Source organism: Pseudomonadota bacterium (genome assembly GCA_010028905.1).
Taxonomy (GTDB): domain Bacteria; phylum Vulcanimicrobiota; class Xenobia; order RGZZ01; family RGZZ01; genus RGZZ01.
This window is the reverse complement of the sequence record RGZZ01000012.1, coordinates 1-17,660: the sequence shown is the minus strand read 5'-3', so window position 1 is coordinate 17,660 and position 17,660 is coordinate 1. Positions and strand designations below refer to the sequence as shown.

Here is a 17,660-nt window from a genome sequence, read left to right as displayed (position 1 = left end):
CTATACCCGCTTCCAGCGCTGGCCTTGCGGCGTGTCTTCCACCGCGATGCCCGCCGCCAGCAGCTCGGCGCGCAGCTCGTCGGATCGCTTCCAGGCCTTGGTTGCGCGCGCTTCTTGACGGGCATCGAGCAATGCCTGCAGAGCTGGGGACAGGCCGTCATCCGCCAGCCGGTCGGCGAAGCCCAGCGCCAGCACCCGATCGATGTCGTGGAAGAACGTGAGCACGAGGCCGGCGCTGTCGGCATTGATCGCTCCGTCGGCCATCCAGCGGTTGCACTTCCCCACTAGCAGGTGGACCGCACCCAGCGCTTCCGCTGTGTTCAGGTCGTCATCCATGGCAGACTCGAAGGCTGCGCGCGCCTGACCGATGGCTTCCGCGACCGTGTCGGTCGCCGCCGCGCTTTCGCCTCGCGCGTCTCGGATGCGTCGGAGGAAGTCGACCAGGCCATCGACGGTCTTCTGCGCCGCCTCCACCCCTTCCAGGGTGAAGTCGAGGAGCTTGCGGTAGTGGCAGTTGATGTACATGTAGCGCAGGGCGTAGGGCTTCACGCCGTGCTCGTTCAGCAGCTCGCGCACGGTGTAGAAGTTGCCCTTCGACTTCGACATCTTCGCATGGTCGACCAGAAGGTGGCGCGAGTGCAGCCACCAGTCGACGAACGGTCGACCGGTCATGCCCTCGGACTGGGCGATCTCGTTCTCATGATGGGGGAACATGTTGTCTTCGCCGCCGGTGTGCATGTCGAAGTGCTCGCCGAGCAGGGACATGCTCATGGCCGAGCACTCGAGGTGCCATCCCGGGCGGCCCTTGCCCAGGGCTGTCTCCCAGAAGATCTGGCCGTCGCTGTCGTCGTAGGCCTTCCACAGCGCGAAGTCGGCCGCCGTCTCCTTGTCGTACTCGTCGTGGGTGATGCGGGCGCCGCTCCTGAGCTGGTCGAGCTGCATGTGCGAGAGCTTGCCGTACGCGGGGAAGCGGCTGATGTCGAAGTAGATGGAGCCGTCATCGCTGCGATAGGCCATCTGCTTGTCGAGCAGCTGCTGCACGATGTCGACCATCTGGGGCACATACTCCGTGGCTTTCGGATAGTGATGGGCAGGCAGGATGTTCAGCGCGTCGCGGTCTTCGAAGAAGGCCTCGATGTACGGGTCTGTGATCTCGCGGATGCTCTTGCCGGTCTCGCGATGGGCCCGGATGATCTTGTCTTCGACGTCGGTGATGTTCATGACGTGCTCGACACGATAGCCGCGGTACTCCAGCCAGCGGCGCAGGATGTCTTCGAACGCGTAGGTTCGGAAGTTGCCGATGTGGGCAAACGAGTAGACGGTGGGCCCACAGGTGTACAGGCGCACCTGGCCTTCGTGAAGAGGCTTGAACGGCTCAACGGCGCGGGTGAGTGTGTTGAAGAAGGAGAGGGACATGACAGAGCCTTCTTCGTGAGCCCGGGGCGTCCTCCCCCCGACGAGGGGGCGGGAGGAGAGCAGGCTGCCCTCAGGCGAGCAGATAGCCGTCCGGCGTGGCCATCGGCTTCACCCCGTTTGACGGGCCACCCTTTGGAGCGGGGGCCTTCGCCACGGTGGTGTCTTGCGGCAGTGGCGGCAGCGTCGGGGCAGGAGCGCCGTTCTTCATGGCAAGAGCCAGCTCGAGGGCGCGCGGGCCGTTCACCATGCCGTACCCCTGGGAGTTCGTGCCATCGGGCAGGTAGCGGTCGGCCGACGCCTGGAGAACCGTCTTCACGTCTTCCGGGGTGAGGCTCGGGTTGGCTTGAAGGAGGTCAGCCACGAGGCCGCTCACCAGGGGGGTGGCCATCGAGGTTCCGGAGATGGCGATGTAGTCCTTGCCGACGTGGGGGAGCTCGGGCACGTCAAGGGTTGCGCCGGGGGAGAGGGTCGAGAAGATGGCCACGCCAGGGGCGGTGACGTCTGGCTTGCTCAGCCCGTCGGTAGATGTCGGCCCACGGCTGGAGAAGGGAGCCATGGTATCGTCGACGCGCTCCACCGTGTGCTTGTCGTCGACCGCGCCGACGGTGATGACCTTCGGGTCGGTCCCAGGCGTGCTCACCGTGCCCGCGTCCGGACCTTCGTTCCCCGCAGCCACGATCACCGTGATGCCGGCCTGGACCGCTTTCTCGGCGGCCTGGGCCCACGGGTCGTCCTTGTACGAGCGCGTGGCGAAATCGCCCAGCGACATGTTCACCACGCGGATGTTGTACTGCTCTTTGTTGTCGATGCACCACTGAAGGGCTTTGATGGCTTCGGCCACGGTGGTGATGCGCACACCGATGAGGTTTGCATCCGGCGCGATGCCGCGGAAGCGGCCGGCGGAACGGGCACCCGTGCCCGCAATGTCGCCCGCCACGTGGGTGCCGTGCCCGAACTTGTCGTAGGGCTTTGCCTTGCCATCGGCGATGTCGACCCAGCCCACGATCTTGTCTTGCAGGTCTGGGTGCGGATGGATGCCGGAGTCGACCACGGCCACACCGATGCCCTTGCCCGTGTACCCTTGCGCCCAGACCTTGTTCGCGCCGATGACCACGCGCGAAGGGTCGACCCCGTCGACGGGCGGGGGCGGGGGACCCGGCGCCACGGCCGTGCTGGTGTCTTTCAAGAGGTCGCCTGCGCTCGACGGGTACAGCAGGCGGTTCACGCGGATGCCCACACCCTCTGGCATGTGGGCGAGGAGGCGGGGCACGTCGGCAGGCTTGAGGTGCGCCGAGAAACCGTTGATGATGGGGAGATCGCGATCGACGCCACCGTCGCGGATGCTCTGCTCGAGCACCTGGCGAACCGTGTTCAGCTCGTCGGGGCTCTCAGAGTACAGAATGACGTGCAGGTTGCCATTGGCGTCGAGGTCGGTTGGTGCGAACTTGAACGACGGGGTCGGCGCGATGCTCAGCGTGTCGGTGGGCGGAGCCACATCGAGGGCAGGGCGCGATTCGCCGCCACTGCCTGGCGTGACAGGCGTGGCAGGGGGGCTTTTCGGGATGTGAGCCGTGATCCGCATTTCCCGTTCCCTTGCGTCCTCTCGTCGTCGGTGCGCCTTCTTCTCGTGCGAGAGGGCGCGCTCGAACTCGCTCTGACACCTCTGTCACGGGGCTTTCGCAGCGACCGCGGTCGCTTGCGTCGACTCTCCGAGACGTGACATCAAGATATCATGGCGGGCCTCAAAGTCCCATTAAAAACTTGTGAACATGTTGTTTCGACCGGCGTCGTTGTGCCGCTCGCCGAATCACGCCAGCGCGGTCTCACGCTTCCTGCGACCGCCTCGTCTCGTGGTCGGCGTCTCGGGCGCGCTGGCGGGCGCCTGGCGCAGCAGGGGCTCGAGGTACCGCCCCGTGTGCGATGCCGGGGTTGCCGCCACCGCTTCTGGCGTTCCCGTGGCGACGACGGTGCCTCCGCCGTCGCCCCCTTCGGGACCGAGGTCGATGATGTGGTCACAGGCCTTGATGATGTCGAGGTTGTGCTCGATGATCAGCACGCTGTTGCCGGCGTCGACGAGGCGCTGCAGCACCTCGAGGAGCCGCGCCACGTCGTGGAAGTGAAGTCCGGTCGTGGGCTCGTCGAGCAGGTAGAGGGTCTTGCCGGTCGCGCGTCGCGAGAGCTCGGTGGCCAGCTTCACCCGCTGCGCCTCGCCACCGCTCAGGGTGGTGGCCGGCTGCCCCAGGTGCACGTAGCCCAGGCCCACGTCTCGCAGCGTCTCGAGCTTGCCGCGGATGCGCGGCTGGTTGGCGAACAGCTCGACCGCCTCGTCGACGGTCATCTCGAGAACGTCGGCGATGGTCTTGCCCTTGAAGTGCACCTCGAGGGTCTCGCGTGCATATCGCTTGCCCTTGCACACCTCGCACGGGACGTACACATCCGGAAGGAAGTGCATCTCGATCTGCAGGATGCCCTGGCCCTGGCAGGCCTCGCAGCGCCCGCCGCGCACGTTGAACGAGAAGCGTCCGGCCTCGTACCCGCGCACGCGCGCCTCTGGCGTGGCGGCAAACACCTGGCGGATGGGGTCGAACACGCCGGTGTAGGTCGCGGGGTTCGAGCGCGGCGTGCGCCCGATGGGCGACTGGTCGATGATGATGACCTTGTCGAGATGCTCGATGCCACGCACCGCGTCGTGCGCGCCGGGCCGTTCGAACGCGCCGTGGAACACCTGGGCGAGGGCCTTGTGCAGGATCTCGTTGACCAGGGTCGACTTGCCGCTGCCGCTCACGCCCGTGACCACCGTCATCACGCCGAGGGGAACGCGCACGTCGATGTTCTTGAGGTTGTTCTGGCGCGCCCCGATGATCTCGAGCCATCCGCCCTTGGGCTGGCGCCGCTTCTTCGGAACCTCGACGCGCAGCCGCCCGCTCAGGTACTGACCCGTGATGGAGGTGGGGTGTGCGGCGACCTCGTCCGGCGTGCCCTGCGCCACCACCTCGCCGCCGTGGCGCCCTGCGCCGGGGCCGATGTCGACCACATGGTCGGCCGCGCGGATGGTGTCTTCATCGTGCTCCACCACGACGAGGGTGTTGCCCAGGTTGCGCAGCGCCTCGAGGGTGTCGAGCAGCTTGCGGTTGTCGCGCTGGTGCAGGCCGATGCTGGGCTCGTCGAGGATGTACAGCACCCCGACGAGATGCGAGCCGATCTGCGTGGCCAGGCGGATGCGCTGCGCTTCGCCTCCGCTCAAGGTTGCCGCTGTGCGATCAAGGGTGAGGTAGGCGAGCCCCACGTTCACCAGGAAGCCCAGGCGCGCGCGGATCTCCTTGAGCACCTGGTGGGCGATGCGCATCTCCCGCTCGGTGAACGTCTCGGTGAGCTGCTCCGCGAAGGCGAGGGCGCGCTTGACGCTCATGCTCGTCACCTCGGCGATGTTGGTGCCGTTCACGCGCACCGCCAGGGGCAGCGAGCGCAGCCGCGCCCCGTTGCAGCGCGCGCACCTCGCTTCGCGCATGTACTTCTCGATCTCGGCCTTGATGTACTCTGACTCGCTCTCCTTGTGGCGCCGCGCCAGGTTGGGAATCGCCCCCTCGAAGTGCACGCCGGCGAAGCGGGGGTGTGACGCGGCGCCGCGCAGCACCAGGTCTTGCAGCTCTTTCGAGAGCTTCTTGAAGGGCTTCTCGAAGTCGAGCTTCACCCGCGCAGACGCCTCCCACAGCCGTCCCCAGAACCACGACTCGGCAGGGGCGTGGCGGTAGGCGCGAACGGGCTTGCCGAAGGGCACGATGGCCCCCTCGTCGAGCGATTTCGACGGATCGGGCACAACCAGGGACGGGTCGACCTCGAGGCGATGGCCGATGCCGGTGCAGTCCGGGCAGGCTCCGTAGGGAGAGTTGAACGAGAACGAGCGCGGCGCGATCTCGTCATACGACTGCCCGCACGCCGCGCAGGCCATCTTCTGGCTGAACAGCAGCTCGCGCTGCATCTCGCCCTGGCTGTCGACCACGGCCACGATCACGCTGCCGCCCCCCAGGTCGAGGGCGGTCTCGAGCGACTCGGCCAGGCGCGTGCGCACCCCCTCGCGCAGTACCATGCGGTCGATCACGGCCTCGATGGTGTGCTTCTTGTTCTTGTCGAGGGGGATCGATTCGGTGAGATCGTACATCACGCCGTCGACCCGCACCCGAGGGAACCCCTTCTGGCGCACCTCGTCGAACAGCTTCTGGTACTCGCCCTTGCGTCCGCGCACCATGGGCGCCAGCACGAGGAAGCGGGTGCCGCTCTCGAGGGCCAGCACCTGGTCGACGATCTGGTCGGTGGTCTGCGCGGCGATGGGCAGGTTGCAGTCCGGGCAGTGTGCGGTGCCCACGCGTGCGAAGAGCAGGCGAAGGTAGTCGTAGATCTCGGTCACCGTTCCCACCGTGGAGCGAGGGTTGCGCGAGGCTCCTTTCTGGTCGATGGAGATGGCGGGTGAGAGCCCTTCGATGTAGTCGACGTCTGGCTTCTCCATCTGGCCGAGGAACTGGCGCGCGTACGATGACAGGCTCTCGACGTAGCGACGCTGGCCTTCGGCATAGATGGTATCGAAGGCCAGCGACGACTTGCCCGAGCCGCTCAGCCCCGTGATGACGATGAAGCGGTCGCGTGGGAGCTCGATGTCGATGTTCTTGAGGTTGTGCTCACGGGCACCTTTGACGACGATCTTGTTCTGACCCATGGTCGTTCCTGTCGCTGAGGGCTCAGTCACCGGCCACCGGGGGATGGCACTCGAGGTCGACTGGCGGGGGGAGGCATGAGTTCCACGTGAAACACGCAATCCCCGCATGGTTCAATGCCCGATCAACGGCTGTGTCTGCCAGGGGTGGGTAAACAAAATTTAAGACAGTGTCTGCGTTTCCGTATTGAAAGCCGCTACGTTCTCTGTCACGTTCAGAGCAAACGCCTGGAGATCCGAAAACTTGCGAATCCGCACCGCTCTCACCTTCCTCGTGTATCTCGCGGCCCTGCTCACCGCTTCCCGGCAGGCCCAGGGATCCCCCGCTTCACACAAGCTGCGCAATGCCAACCTGGTGTTCATCCAGCTCGACACCGTGCGGGCAGACTATGTCGACGGCGCCACCATGCCAACGCTCACCCGTCTGGCCTCGAAGGGCATCGCGTTCACCCGCGCGCTCTCGACCTCGACCTGGTGCGTGCCGGGCACGGTCTCGCTTCTCACCGCTCTTGGCCCGTCGCGTCACGGGGTCTACAACAAGTTCGTCTTCACGCCGGGCGATGCCACGGGGCCCCACGAGCTCAAGCTCTCGCGTGCCGTGAAGACGCTCCCCGAAGTGCTGCGCGCGCACGGGTACAGCGCGGCGGCCTTCACCGGCCAGCAGACCATCGATTCCATCGACGGTCTCGACAAGCGCCTCGATCTGCACTTCACGGGAGAGCGCCTGTGCACGTTCGAGAAGACCGGGCCGGCCGCTCTCGCCTGGATCAAGACCCAGAAGAAGCCCTTCTTTGCCTTCGTGCACGCCTACAACCCCCACGGCGCGGTCGACATGTCGTACACGGGGCAGTTCTTCAGCGGTCGCTACCGTGGGCCGTATCGACCGGGCGCGGCGCAGTACCTGAAGATGCGCGATCAGGAATGGCTCAACAAGGAGCGTGAGGGGCGCTTCTACGTCAGCGGCATGGGAAAAGATGATGTGGCGTACATGCGTGCCCTCTACCGTGAGCGCCTGCGCCACACCGACCAGCAGCTCGGCGCCTTCATGAAGGGACTGGCGGCGGCGGGCATCCTCGACAAGACCATCGTCGTCATCACGTCTGACCACGGGGAAGAGCTCTTCGAGCGCGATGCCATGTGTCACGGACACAGTCTCTATGACGAGCTGATCCACGTTCCGCTGGTCTTTCTCTTCCCGGGGGCCTCGTCCCAGAAGGTCTCAGCTGCCGTGCGCAACATCGATGCCCTGCCCACGATGCTCGATGCCGTGGGGGTTCAGGCCCCCGAAGGGCGCGATGGGGTGAGCCTCCTGCCCGTGATCGAGGGGCACGCGGCCGCGCGGATCGACTACCCGGAGACAGATTTCCTCAAGATGACCACCCGGCGCGGCATCGTTGATGGGCGCTACAAGCTGGTGGTCACCCTCGAGAACGGCACGCAGGAGCTCTACGACCTCGAGAAGGATCCGGGGGAACGCGTCAACCTGCGCGCCCAGATACCCTACGTCGCGGCCCGTCTCTACGGCAAGCTCAAGAAGCGCTTCACCACACTCCCGTGAAGCGCAGATCTCGCTCAGGGGTGCTTTCGCTGCTGCTGCTCATCGTCACGATCAATGCGGCAGATCTGCTCTGGCGATCGAATCCGCGGGCCGCGAGCGGTCGCCCGAACATCATTCTCGTCTCGGTCGACGCGATGCGCTCCGACCGCGTCGATGTCTATCGCAGCCAGTCGCCCCGTCAGCCGCTGACGCCGAACCTCGACGGTCTCGCCCGCAACGGCGTGGTCTTTGAACGGGCCTTCGCCCAGGCTTCGTGGACCTATCCCAGCCATGTCAGCATGTTCATGGGGCGCCATCCCGCCTCCATTCCGCTGCGTCTCGACGTGCCGGACACGATCTCGACCCGCCACCCGCTCCTCGCGTCGCGGATGGCCGCGTTGGGATACGAGACCGCAGCCTCGCAGGGCGGAGGGCTGCTGTCGGCCCACTACGGGTTCGATAGGGGCTTCTCGCATTACTGGGAGCCGGGCGCGTACTTCAGCCAGACCTTCGCCACCGCGATGGAATGGCTGCAGGGGCGCCACGACGCGCGGCCGTTCTTCCTCTTCGTGCACGGCTACGACGCCCATCCGCCGCTGTGCAGCGAGTGTCCGGACGCGCCGCCCTACAACGCCGACGCCGAGAAGGTGCACGGCTGGTTCGCCGACCCGCACTTCGCGGAGCGCATCTGCGATGATGCCATCTACGACGATGTCCCTCTCGACTTCATGCACACGTTGAACCACAAGGTGAGCCAGGAGGGCTTGCGGGGGCATCCGCTCACCCCGGGGCAGAAGGCGCACCTCATCGCGCACTACGAGAACGGCATCCGCCAGTTCGACAAGGGCTTCGGCACTTTTCTCGAGGGCTTGCGCAGCCAGGGCCTGAGCGAGAACACGGTCATCATGGTGGTGGCCGACCACGGCTGGGACCTCTTCGAGCACGGCTACTACCGCCATTTCGTTCACGGGTATCGCTGCGTCGCCCAGGTGCCGATGATCGTGAGCGGAGCGGGCATCCCGCAGGGGAGGCGCTGCGCGGAGGCCGTCGGGCTCATCGATGTGGTGCCCACCCTGCTCTCGCTTGCGGGCGCGCAAGCGCCTCAGGAGCTGGAGGGCCAGTCGCTGCTTCGCGTCATGGCGTCAGCGCCCGCGCATCGCGTAACCGTGACCGACCTCACCCCATCCGGCGATGTCCACTTCTGGCGCGACGCATTCGAGCTGGCCCTCGATGGCGACAATGCGTCGCAGAAGCGATGGCTTCACCTCTACGCAGGCCCGCTGGAGAGCGTCGACCTCTCCAACCAGGCGGCCAACGAGTCGACCATCAACGAGCTCCTGGCGTTCAGGGACAACTGGCGCGCCCGCATGAATCAAGCCTGCGTCGAGGCAAATGACTATGGCATCATCCCGCAGCAGCCGATCGGATGGAAGTGGCGAGACGAGAAAGAGGAGCGTGAGTACCTGCGCAAGTACGGGTACTCGCCAGAGCAGATGGGGCGTTGATGTCGCCAGCGCGGTGATCGGGCGTGATGCTAGCGCTTCCGCCGCCGCGCGGCCGGACGCCCCGGTCTCCCGCCTTCAACGCGCGGGCGCGTGTCTTCGGCGCCCGCGCGCGGCGCATCGATCGGGTCGGTATCGGCCGTGGCAACGGCCTGCGCCTGACGCTGGCGGGCCTCTTCCCGTATCTGACGCCGACGGGCGGCCATGATCTGTCCGGTCGACACCGACGGGTCGTGTTCCAGCGAGGCTCCGGGCACACTCGCCACCTTGTCGGCCAGTGCCTTGCGCAGCGCGAGCATCTCGTCGCGAATCGCCGCGGCGGTCTCGAACTCCATGGCCTTTGCCGCCTCTTTCATGGCGGTTTCGAGCTTCTTGATGAAGGCTTCGATCTGCTCGGCGGACAGGCTGTCCTTCTGAGGAAGCGCCACGTTCGAGGCAGCGGTTGCAGGGGTGAGGTTCAGCCCTTCGAGGATGTCGCGCACGGCCTTTCGCACGGTTGAGGGTGTGATGCCGTGCTCCTCGTTGTAGCGGATCTGGATGGCCCGCCGACGCTCGGTCTCTGCCACCGCCTTCTCGATGGACCGCGTCATCTGGTCGGCATACAGGATGACGGTTCCGCTCACGTTTCTTGCGGCGCGGCCGATGGTCTGGATGAGCGAGGTCTCAGACCGCAAGAAGCCCTCCTTGTCGGCGTCGAGAATGGCCACCAGCGACACCTCGGGCAGGTCGAGGCCTTCCCGCAGCAGATTGATGCCTACCAGAACGTCGAACGCGCCGAGCCGCAGGTCGCGGAGAATCTGCACTCGCTCGAGGGTGTCGATCTCGGAGTGCAGGTAGCGCACCTTGATGCCGATCTCGGCGAGGTAGTCGGTGAGATCTTCCGACATCTTCTTGGTGAGCGTGGTGACGAGCACCCGCTCCTGTCGCTCGACACGGATGCGGATCTCACCGATGAGGTCGTCGATCTGCCCTTCCACCGGACGGACGGAGATCTCCGGGTCGACCAGTCCTGTGGGGCGAATGATCTGCTCGGCCACCATCTCGCTGTGGCGCAGCTCGTAGGGGCCAGGGGTGGCCGAGACGTAGACCGCTTGCGGCACCTTCGACATGAATTCGTCGAAGGTGAGGGGGCGGTTGTCGTAGGCCGAGGGCAGGCGGAACCCGAAACGCACGAGATTGTCCTTGCGGCTGCGGTCGCCGGGCAGCATGCCACCGATCTGGGGCACGGCCACGTGTGATTCGTCGATGACGCAGATGAAGTCGTCGGGCAGGTAGTCGAGCAGCGTGTACGGGGCGTCGCCCGGCGAGCGCCCCGTGAGATGGCGCGAGTAGTTCTCGATGCCGTTCACGAAGCCGACCTCGGCCAGCATCTCCATGTCATAGCGGGTGCGCATCTCGAGTCGCTGCGCCTCGAGCAGCATGCCGCGCTCCCGGAACCACGCCAGGCGGTCGACGAGCTCGGCCTCGATGGCCTTCAGCGCCTTCTCCATCTTGTGCCAGGGCGTGACGTAGTGCTTGGCCGGGTAGACGACGATGCGCGATGGCGTGGCGATGATCTCGCCCGTGACGGGGTGGTAGACCTGAATCGACTCGATCTCGTCATCGAAGAAATCGACCTTTATGATCTTCTCCTCATCGGCCGGGAAGATCTCGAGCAGCTCGCCCCGCATGCGGAAGGTGCCACGGTCGAGTGACATGGTGGTGCGGGTGAACTGCATGTCGACGAGGCGGCGCAGCACGTGATCGCGGGGCATCTGATGCCCGCGCCAGAGCACCACCATGGCGTCCTTGTAGTCTTCAGGGGAGCCGAGGCCATAGATGCACGACACCGAGGCCACCACGATGACATCGCGTCGCTCGAGCACCGCCTGGGTGGCGGCGTGTCTGAGGCGATCGATCTCGTCGTTCACCGACGAGTCCTTCTCGATGTAGGTGTCGCTGGTGGGGATGTACGCCTCTGGCTGGTAGTAGTCGAAGTACGAGACGAAGTACTCGACGGCGTTCTGGGGGAAGAACTCCCGGAACTCGGCGCAGAGCTGGGCGGCGAGGGTCTTGTTGGGCGAGATGACGAGGGCTGGCCGACCGACCTCGGCGATGACCGACGCCATGGTGAAGGTCTTGCCCGTTCCGGTTGCGCCCAGAAGGGTTTGATGTCGACGGCCCGCGTTCAGGCTCTCGACCAGCGTGCGGATGGCCTGGGGCTGGTCGCCGCGGGGAGGAAACGGGGCTACGAGCCGGAACGGCGAGTCGGTCATGATGGTGTGCACCTTCTTCCCGGACGAAGCCCGTCCTGCGCTGGCGATACCTATCCCTGCCGTGGAGAAAGAGTTTTCGGGGCGACAGGCTTTTGTCAGAGCAGTGTCGAATTCGATCAGGTCAACCTAGTCTAACGGACCAGGATGGCGCTCTCCAGGGGGGCCTCAAAGCGTGCGCCGCACGCGGCTCTCCCAGGAGAGAGCACGCTCGGGCAAGACCTGCCAGGAGGCCGTCGCGCTCGAGTTGGTCCTGGGGCGTCCGTCACCGAAGGAACGTGAGGGAAATGGCTGTTTTCAAGATCGGAGACCGTGTGGCCGTGCGCCAGGTGGGTGTGGGCAGCGTGATGGGTGTCAACAAGAACGAGGCGTTTGGCGCCGGGCGCGAGTTCTACGAGATCCGCCCTGACAAGCAGACCTCCACAATCTACATTCCCACAGACATCAACCCGGCTGACCGAGGGCTCCGCAAGGTCATGTCGGCCAAGCAGGCGAGGCAGGTGTACGAGGTGCTGGCCACCCGCACCGCTCCGGTGTCCGATGTGGAGTGGCGCAGGGCCCTCAAGGAGCGCCAGAAGGCTTCTGAGATCAACGATCAGGCGGCACTGGTGCGCGATATGCAGGCGCGGGTGCAGATCCGTCGCCTGTCGACCCAGGAGAAGGCCTATCTCGAGAAGGCTGTCGACGTCCTGGTCGAGGAGATGGCAGAGGCGCTCGGGCAGTCGCATGAAGAGGTGAAGCAGGCGGTTGACCGCGCCCTGCAAGAAGGCACCGCGCTCGAGAAGGCGCCTACGCCGAACTGACGTTGCCTCTGCCCGACGGGGCGCGTGACGGTTGCTCTCCGCACCGGTGGGCGGCCCGCGCAACGTGCCGAAACGGCAACGTCTCGGCCTGGATCCCTGACCCACAACCTGTTAAGATGGTCTCATGAGGAGAAGTGGGTGAAGGTCACGCGGCTCGATCATGAACCGTCTGTGGGCCGGACGCACGCGCCAACGCGTGCAGCTCGGGCTCGTTCCTGCGCGCCCGACGCCACGGAGGCCGAGACCGGACAGGTAGGGGAAGATCCTGCCGATCCGTGTGAGTCCTCGGCCGATCAGGTCTTCCCAGAGCCAGAGCCGGGCAAGGTACGAATCGGTCCGGATGTCATCTCCCCCGACAGCTGTCGTGACATGGCGGCACTCGCCGGCGAGATCCGCCTGAAAGGCCCCTTCTCCCCAAAGCGCGTCGAGCGCATCTTCCATCAGATCGAGACCGAGCAGACGATCTCGCGCAGCGATCTCGGGGCGCTCGAGGGGTTTGCGCGGTCGATGCACGGCTGGCACCGCGAGCTCCACGGCAAGGTGCGTGACAGCGAGCGCTCCAACGCCAAGGTGCAGGACGAGCTGGTCAAGGTGCACCAGTTCCTCCACCAGTGGGATGGCGCGAAGGAGCGCTATCGCGTGCAGGCGCGCTCGGCTGAGCTGAGCCGAATCGCCGAGGGCTCCCCGGAGGTCTCTCCCACGACGTCGGCGTTCTACGCCTTCGCCCAGATTTCGCAGGGCGACATGAAGCAGGTCCTGGGCATCATGGAGCAGATCGATGCGTCGAGCACGGGCACGGTGGTCTCTGGCAACCAGGCGACCACGCTCAACCGTGAAGCCATCTGGCAGACGAAGATGCGCCTTCTCGACAAGGCCATTGCCGATGGCGAGGCGGGTCGACCCACCGAGATCAACGTGCAGTACTACGAGCTCACCAGCCAGACCATGCTCTCGCGCCTTGCCGCCGCGGCCAGGGCCGGGAACAAGGTTCGCGTGAACCTCGATCCCGGCCGTCTGCTGCCCAGCCGCGATGACGGCACCATCAATGCCGGCGCGGTGGCCAAGAAAATGCTCACGGCCTATCGCTTGCTCGATCTTGCGGCAAAGGGCTCTGATGTGGGCATGACCTTCTTTCCCGTGGAGCGTGAGATCGGGGAGAGCAATCTCATGCACCAGAAGCTCTTCCGTGTGGGCGACGCGGTGATCCTCGGGGGCATGAACGCCAACTCCGACTCCGGTGAGAACGTTGACGCGGCCGTGCTGGTCGAGGGGCCGGGGGCGCGCCGTCTCGTCGAGGTCTTCAAGCGCGACACGACGCTGTCGAGCGCGGCTCGGTTGCGTGACATCTACAATCCTCGCCATGCCGCGCTGGTGAGCGCGGGCGGCATGCTGGTGGGCCCCTCAGCCCTCACCGCCATGCTCATGGCCGCGGCGGGGCCGAAGGACCGGGATGTCGACGCGCCGCGCATCACCACCGACGCCGCGGCGCTCGAGCAGCTGGCGCGCAAGTCCGGGCTGAAGCTCTCGCAGATCATCGATGTCCAGGACGCGCACGGCCGCATCGACGAGAAGAAGCTCGAGCGATTCCTCTCGGCCGGCGATACTCCGAGCAACGTTCTTCCGCTCAAGCGCGAGGGGGGACGCATGTTGAGCGCTCAGGTGAAAGACGTGGTCGGTCGTCTCGCACGTCCGGCCAATGTGCGGCGGGCGAACGACATCTCGTCGCCTGCCGCGGAGGTTCGCGGGAACGATCTGCTCACCCTGGGCGACTCTCCCAACGAGCGTGTGGCGATTCTGCTGCACGCCATCTCCACCGCCGAGAAGTTCATCTACGTCCCGTCGTTCGTCATGACGCGGGTTGTGGCGCGTGCGATTGCGGCGCGCTACGAAGAGATGCAGGCCCAGGGAAGAACGCTCGACGTGCGCGTCGTGCTCGATCCCGGCATCTACCCGGACGGCGGCACCCCCAACGAAGCCGGCTACACCGCCCTCGAAGACGCGGGCATTCCCGTGCGGTGGGCCAACCTCACGCGCACCAGCCCCACGCACAACCGCAAGGTGCACGCCAAGGCCATCATCACCGACAAGACCGCCTTCCTGGGGAGCACCAACCTCAGCACGAAGGGGCTCAAGAGCAACTGGGAGCTGAGCGGATTGGTGACGTTCGACGAGGGCGATCGCCGCAGCGCCGAGCAGAAGGATGCGCTGGTGCGCGATTTTCTCGAGACCTGGGAGCACGAGTCGATTCGGGTCGACACGCGCGCCGTGGCCACGTCGATGCTCGAGGGCGTAGAGACGAGCGATCGAGACGCCCGCCTCGAGGAGTGCCGGCACGCCGCGATCATGGCGAGCATCCGCACCATCAATGCGTACTCGCGCGAGAGCGCCAAGGTCGTGGCCGAGCTCGTTGAGGCGCATCCCGAGGTGCAGACCGACATAGAGCGCAGGGTGGCCGCCGGGAGCACGCGTGGCTACGCCACGCTCAGCGCCCTCGAGGGCCTGCTGGGGCGCGACGCGGTGAAGCAGGCGCTCGGTCGCATCGACGCAGCCCAGAAGCTTGAGCGCCTCGCCGCCGGCGAGTACCCGTTCGCCAGCTGATCATCGGCTCGGTTGCGTTGGAGACCGGCGTGCGCCCACGGGTGCTTTTTTTTTGCCGGATCGGCGCAATTTGTGGAAAACTCGTGGATGTTCTGTGGATAAAAACCCTCTACGATATCTTGCTTTTCCCTGTGACCTGTCATACTATATCTGGTATACAGAAATCAGATGACACGTTCATACGCTTGCGCCGGCCGACCGCGCGGCAGGCGGGCCGGGGAGGGCTGGCAGTCATGGCGAGAACGAGCGCAAGAAAGATCGCGTGCGCGACGCAGACACTGTGGCGTCGCTTGCTGGAAGACCCTCAGGCCCTCGAGGGTCTCGACGCGACAGGGCTCGAGCAGGCGTGGGCCGCGCTCTGCTGGGCCAGTGAGAACGAGAAGCTCGAACCGCTTGCGCAGCCCGTGTCGGCTGACACGTCTGCGACCTCGACTTCGACGCGTGTTGCGCTTCATCTGATGAGCACGCCGCCCGCTGGGGTTGGCACGGCGGAACGTCTGCGCGTCGTCGAGTGGACGGCCGCGCTCCACTACCCGCCTCTCGAGCTGATGCGCGCGCAGCTGCTTGCGCAGTCGGGGCGCGTCAAGGAGGCCATCGCCGTCTTCGAGTCGCTGAAGTCAACCACGCACGCGTTCCCCGAGGTCCCCTTCATGGCGGGACGTACCCTGCTGGCGGTTGCTGGAAGTGACTCCAAGCTGCTGCACAAGGCCGAGACCTGGCTGCTGCACGCCGAGCACCTCACGATGGATGGCAGCGACGAAGCGGAAGACGAAGACGCCTGCGACGCTGATCCAGAGTGCGCTCCGCCCGAGATCGTGCTCGACGAATCGGCGCAACGCCGCCTGGCCGAGATCTGGGAGCTCATGGCGACACTCTACGCGCGCCTTGGCGATCCGAAGAAGTCCGAGATGTATCGCATGCGCGCCGGGAGCGCCGCAGAAGAGACCGAAGAGGCGACGCCCGATGGTCTCGAACCGCTCGAGGGCGAGCTTCCGGATCGCACCGTGCTGAAGCCCGCAGACCGATCGCTCATCCGTCGCTTCCTCGATTCTCCCCAGGCGTGCGCGCTGTCTCCCACGCAGCGTCAGCAGGCTGCGTCAGCGATGCCGTCGTTCGTGTCGCTGGGGCGCATGTTCCTGGGGCTGGCTCCTGCGCGCCTCGATCGCTATTCGCTCGAGGAGCTGATGCTCGGTCTCGTTCCCGAGAAGCTCGTGGCCACGCTTGATGAGATCGCAAATCTCCCCGCGGTTCTCACCGCCTGGATCCATTTCCTGGGCAAGGGCGGGCACCTTCGCGACGGGGCTCGCCTCGTTGCGCTCGTGGCGAGGCTTTCGGGGGAGATGGTGGCAAACTGCCAGAACCCGGATGTCTGGAGCATGTCGAAGACGCTCGCGATGCGCATGCTCGCGTCTGGCGTCGACCTCGATGATGCGGAGGCTGTGCGCCGCTATCTCGAGGGGAGATCGGCCCGCCTGCTGGCGGTGTAGCCCTGCGTCGAGCGATCGTCTCTGCACGTCGTTCGAGGGAGCAACGGGTCGTGTGGCGAAGGCTCGCACGATGAAGATTCCGCAATCCCGGCCTGATATCGGTCCACTCGAGCGAAAGGCCGTCGACGAGGTCGTCACCTCGGGCGTGCTGAGCCTGGGGCCACGTCTGCGTGAGTTCGAGCAGCGCTTTCGCGAGCGTCTCGGCGTGCGTCATGCGATGGCGGTCAGCAGCGGCACGGCGGCGCTGCATCTCTGCGTGCGCGCGTTCGGCATCACGGAGGGCGACGAGGTCATCACCACGCCGTTCTCGTTCGTCGCGTCGGCGAACTGCATCGAGTTCGAGCGCGCGGTGCCGCGCTTCGTCGATATCGATCCGGAGACCCTCAACATCGATCCGGCGCGCATCGAGGCCGCCATCGGGCCGCGCACGCGCGCCATCCTTCCGGTACACGTCTTTGGCCATCCCGCGGAGGGGAACGCTATCGTCGAGATTGCACGGCGACACGGCCTTCGCGTGATCGAGGACGCCTGTGAGGCGCTGGGCGGGGCCTGGCAGGGGCAGGCCGTCGGAACGATGGGCGACGCGGCCGTGTTCGGCTTCTACCCCAACAAGCAGATCACGTGCGGCGAGGGCGGCATGGTCGTCACAGATGATGACGAGGCCGCCGTGCTCATCGACAGCATGCGCAACCAGGGGCGCTCCGATGATGGCGGCTGGCTCCGTCACGAGCGCCTCGGCTACAACTACCGTCTTGATGAGATGAGTGCGGCCATCGGCGAGGTGCAGATGCGACGCCTCGATGCGCTGCTCGAAGCGCGGGCCCAGGTTGCGGCGCGCTACGATGCGCTGTGCGCGGACCTCCCCGGGGTCACCCTTCCGCCTCGGCGCGCGGGAGCGCAGGTCTCCTGGTTCGTGTATGTGATCCGTCTCGATGCCCGCTTCGATCGCGACGAGGTGATGCGTCGTCTCGACGCGCGTGGCGTGCAGTGCCGCCCCTACTTCCCGTCCATCCATCTGCAGCCATACTATGCGCGCCGATACGGTTACCGAGACGGAGACTTCCCGATTGCGGAAGCCGCCTCCGCGCGTTCGCTGTCGCTGCCGTTCTTTGGCACGATGACCGATGAGGAGCAGGTCTACGTGCGCGACATGCTGGCGGCGGTCCTTGTCGAGCTGGCGCCAGCACCCGTGCGATGAAGGTCGTCGGGCTGGGTGCGGGGGGACATGCCAGGGTGGTGGTCGACATCGCGCGCCGCCTGCCGGATGTCGAGGTGGTGGGCCTTCTCGACCCGGATTCCACGCGGTGGGGAACGCTTCACGCCGGCGTTCCCATTCTCGGCGGCGATGACCTGCTCG

At 65.9% G+C, this 17,660-nt stretch carries 11 protein-coding genes; 7 read left to right on the top strand and 4 right to left on the bottom strand.

From position 1 onward, the window contains the following. From EB084_01955 to uvrA, 3 genes are all read right to left on the bottom strand, one after another. The gene (locus EB084_01955) at nt 1–1,416 is read right to left on the bottom strand and encodes a cysteine--tRNA ligase (protein ID NDD27015.1); all 1,416 of its coding nucleotides are present in this window, start codon (nt 1,414–1,416) and stop codon (nt 1–3) included. A gap of 70 nt (nt 1,417–1,486) precedes the next feature. Then, the gene (locus EB084_01950) at nt 1,487–2,998 is read right to left on the bottom strand and encodes a peptidase S8 (GenBank protein NDD27014.1); all 1,512 of its coding nucleotides are present in this window, start codon (nt 2,996–2,998) and stop codon (nt 1,487–1,489) included. A 225-nt stretch (nt 2,999–3,223) separates the two neighbouring features. Next, complete coding sequence (gene uvrA, locus EB084_01945) at nt 3,224–6,127, bottom strand: excinuclease ABC subunit UvrA (protein ID NDD27013.1); 2,904 nt, start codon at nt 6,125–6,127, stop codon at nt 3,224–3,226. A 184-nt stretch (nt 6,128–6,311) separates the two neighbouring features. Between uvrA and EB084_01940 the strand changes: the two genes are divergently transcribed. Then, nucleotides 6,312–7,682, top strand: coding sequence for a DUF229 domain-containing protein (locus tag EB084_01940; protein ID NDD27012.1), 1,371 nt, complete (start codon nt 6,312–6,314; stop codon nt 7,680–7,682). Further along, on the top strand, nt 7,679–9,166 hold the full coding sequence (locus EB084_01935; protein ID NDD27011.1) for a hypothetical protein: 1,488 nt from the start codon (nt 7,679–7,681) through the stop codon (nt 9,164–9,166). The genes EB084_01940 and EB084_01935 overlap by 4 nt, the downstream gene beginning before the upstream one ends. 29 nt (nt 9,167–9,195) lie before the next feature. Here EB084_01935 and uvrB read toward each other — a convergent pair whose 3' ends face one another. After that, nucleotides 9,196–11,418 carry an excinuclease ABC subunit UvrB gene (gene uvrB, locus EB084_01930; protein NDD27010.1) on the bottom strand — a complete coding sequence of 741 codons (2,223 nt, stop codon included), beginning with the start codon at nt 11,416–11,418 and terminating at the stop codon, nt 9,196–9,198. A gap of 284 nt (nt 11,419–11,702) precedes the next feature. Between uvrB and EB084_01925 the strand changes: the two genes are divergently transcribed. The 5 genes from EB084_01925 to EB084_01905 all read left to right on the top strand — a co-directional run. Further along, on the top strand, nt 11,703–12,218 hold the full coding sequence (locus EB084_01925) for a hypothetical protein (protein ID NDD27009.1): 516 nt from the start codon (nt 11,703–11,705) through the stop codon (nt 12,216–12,218). A gap of 138 nt (nt 12,219–12,356) precedes the next feature. Beyond that, nucleotides 12,357–14,816: a hypothetical protein gene (locus EB084_01920; GenBank protein NDD27008.1), complete on the top strand. Its 2,460-nt coding sequence runs from the start codon at nt 12,357–12,359 to the stop codon at nt 14,814–14,816. 233 nt (nt 14,817–15,049) lie between these two features. Then, nucleotides 15,050–16,303 carry a hypothetical protein gene (locus EB084_01915; GenBank protein ID NDD27007.1) on the top strand — a complete coding sequence of 418 codons (1,254 nt, stop codon included), beginning with the start codon at nt 15,050–15,052 and terminating at the stop codon, nt 16,301–16,303. 70 nt (nt 16,304–16,373) lie between these two features. Continuing rightward, a complete protein-coding gene (locus EB084_01910) occupies nt 16,374–17,501 on the top strand; it encodes a DegT/DnrJ/EryC1/StrS family aminotransferase (GenBank protein ID NDD27006.1) in 1,128 nt (375 codons plus the stop codon). Nucleotides 17,502–17,536: 35 nt separating this feature from the next. Then, on the top strand, nt 17,537–17,660 hold a 124-nt coding region (locus EB084_01905; GenBank protein ID NDD27005.1), incomplete at its 3' end, for a bifunctional N-acetylglucosamine-1-phosphate uridyltransferase/glucosamine-1-phosphate acetyltransferase.

Bases quoted from the DNA above. Each gene is read 5' to 3' on its own strand.
- EB084_01915 (NDD27007.1), top strand. From the start codon at position 15,050: ATGGCGAGAACGAGCGCAAGAAAGATCGCGTGCGCGACGCAGACACTG.
- EB084_01925 (NDD27009.1), top strand. From the start codon at position 11,703: ATGGCTGTTTTCAAGATCGGAGACCGTGTGGCCGTGCGCCAGGTGGGT.
- EB084_01950 (NDD27014.1), bottom strand. From the start codon at position 2,998: ATGCGGATCACGGCTCACATCCCGAAAAGCCCCCCTGCCACGCCTGTC.
- EB084_01910 (NDD27006.1), top strand. From the start codon at position 16,374: ATGAAGATTCCGCAATCCCGGCCTGATATCGGTCCACTCGAGCGAAAG.
- uvrA (NDD27013.1), bottom strand. From the start codon at position 6,127: ATGGGTCAGAACAAGATCGTCGTCAAAGGTGCCCGTGAGCACAACCTC.
- uvrB (NDD27010.1), bottom strand. From the start codon at position 11,418: ATGACCGACTCGCCGTTCCGGCTCGTAGCCCCGTTTCCTCCCCGCGGC.
- EB084_01955 (NDD27015.1), bottom strand. From the start codon at position 1,416: ATGTCCCTCTCCTTCTTCAACACACTCACCCGCGCCGTTGAGCCGTTC.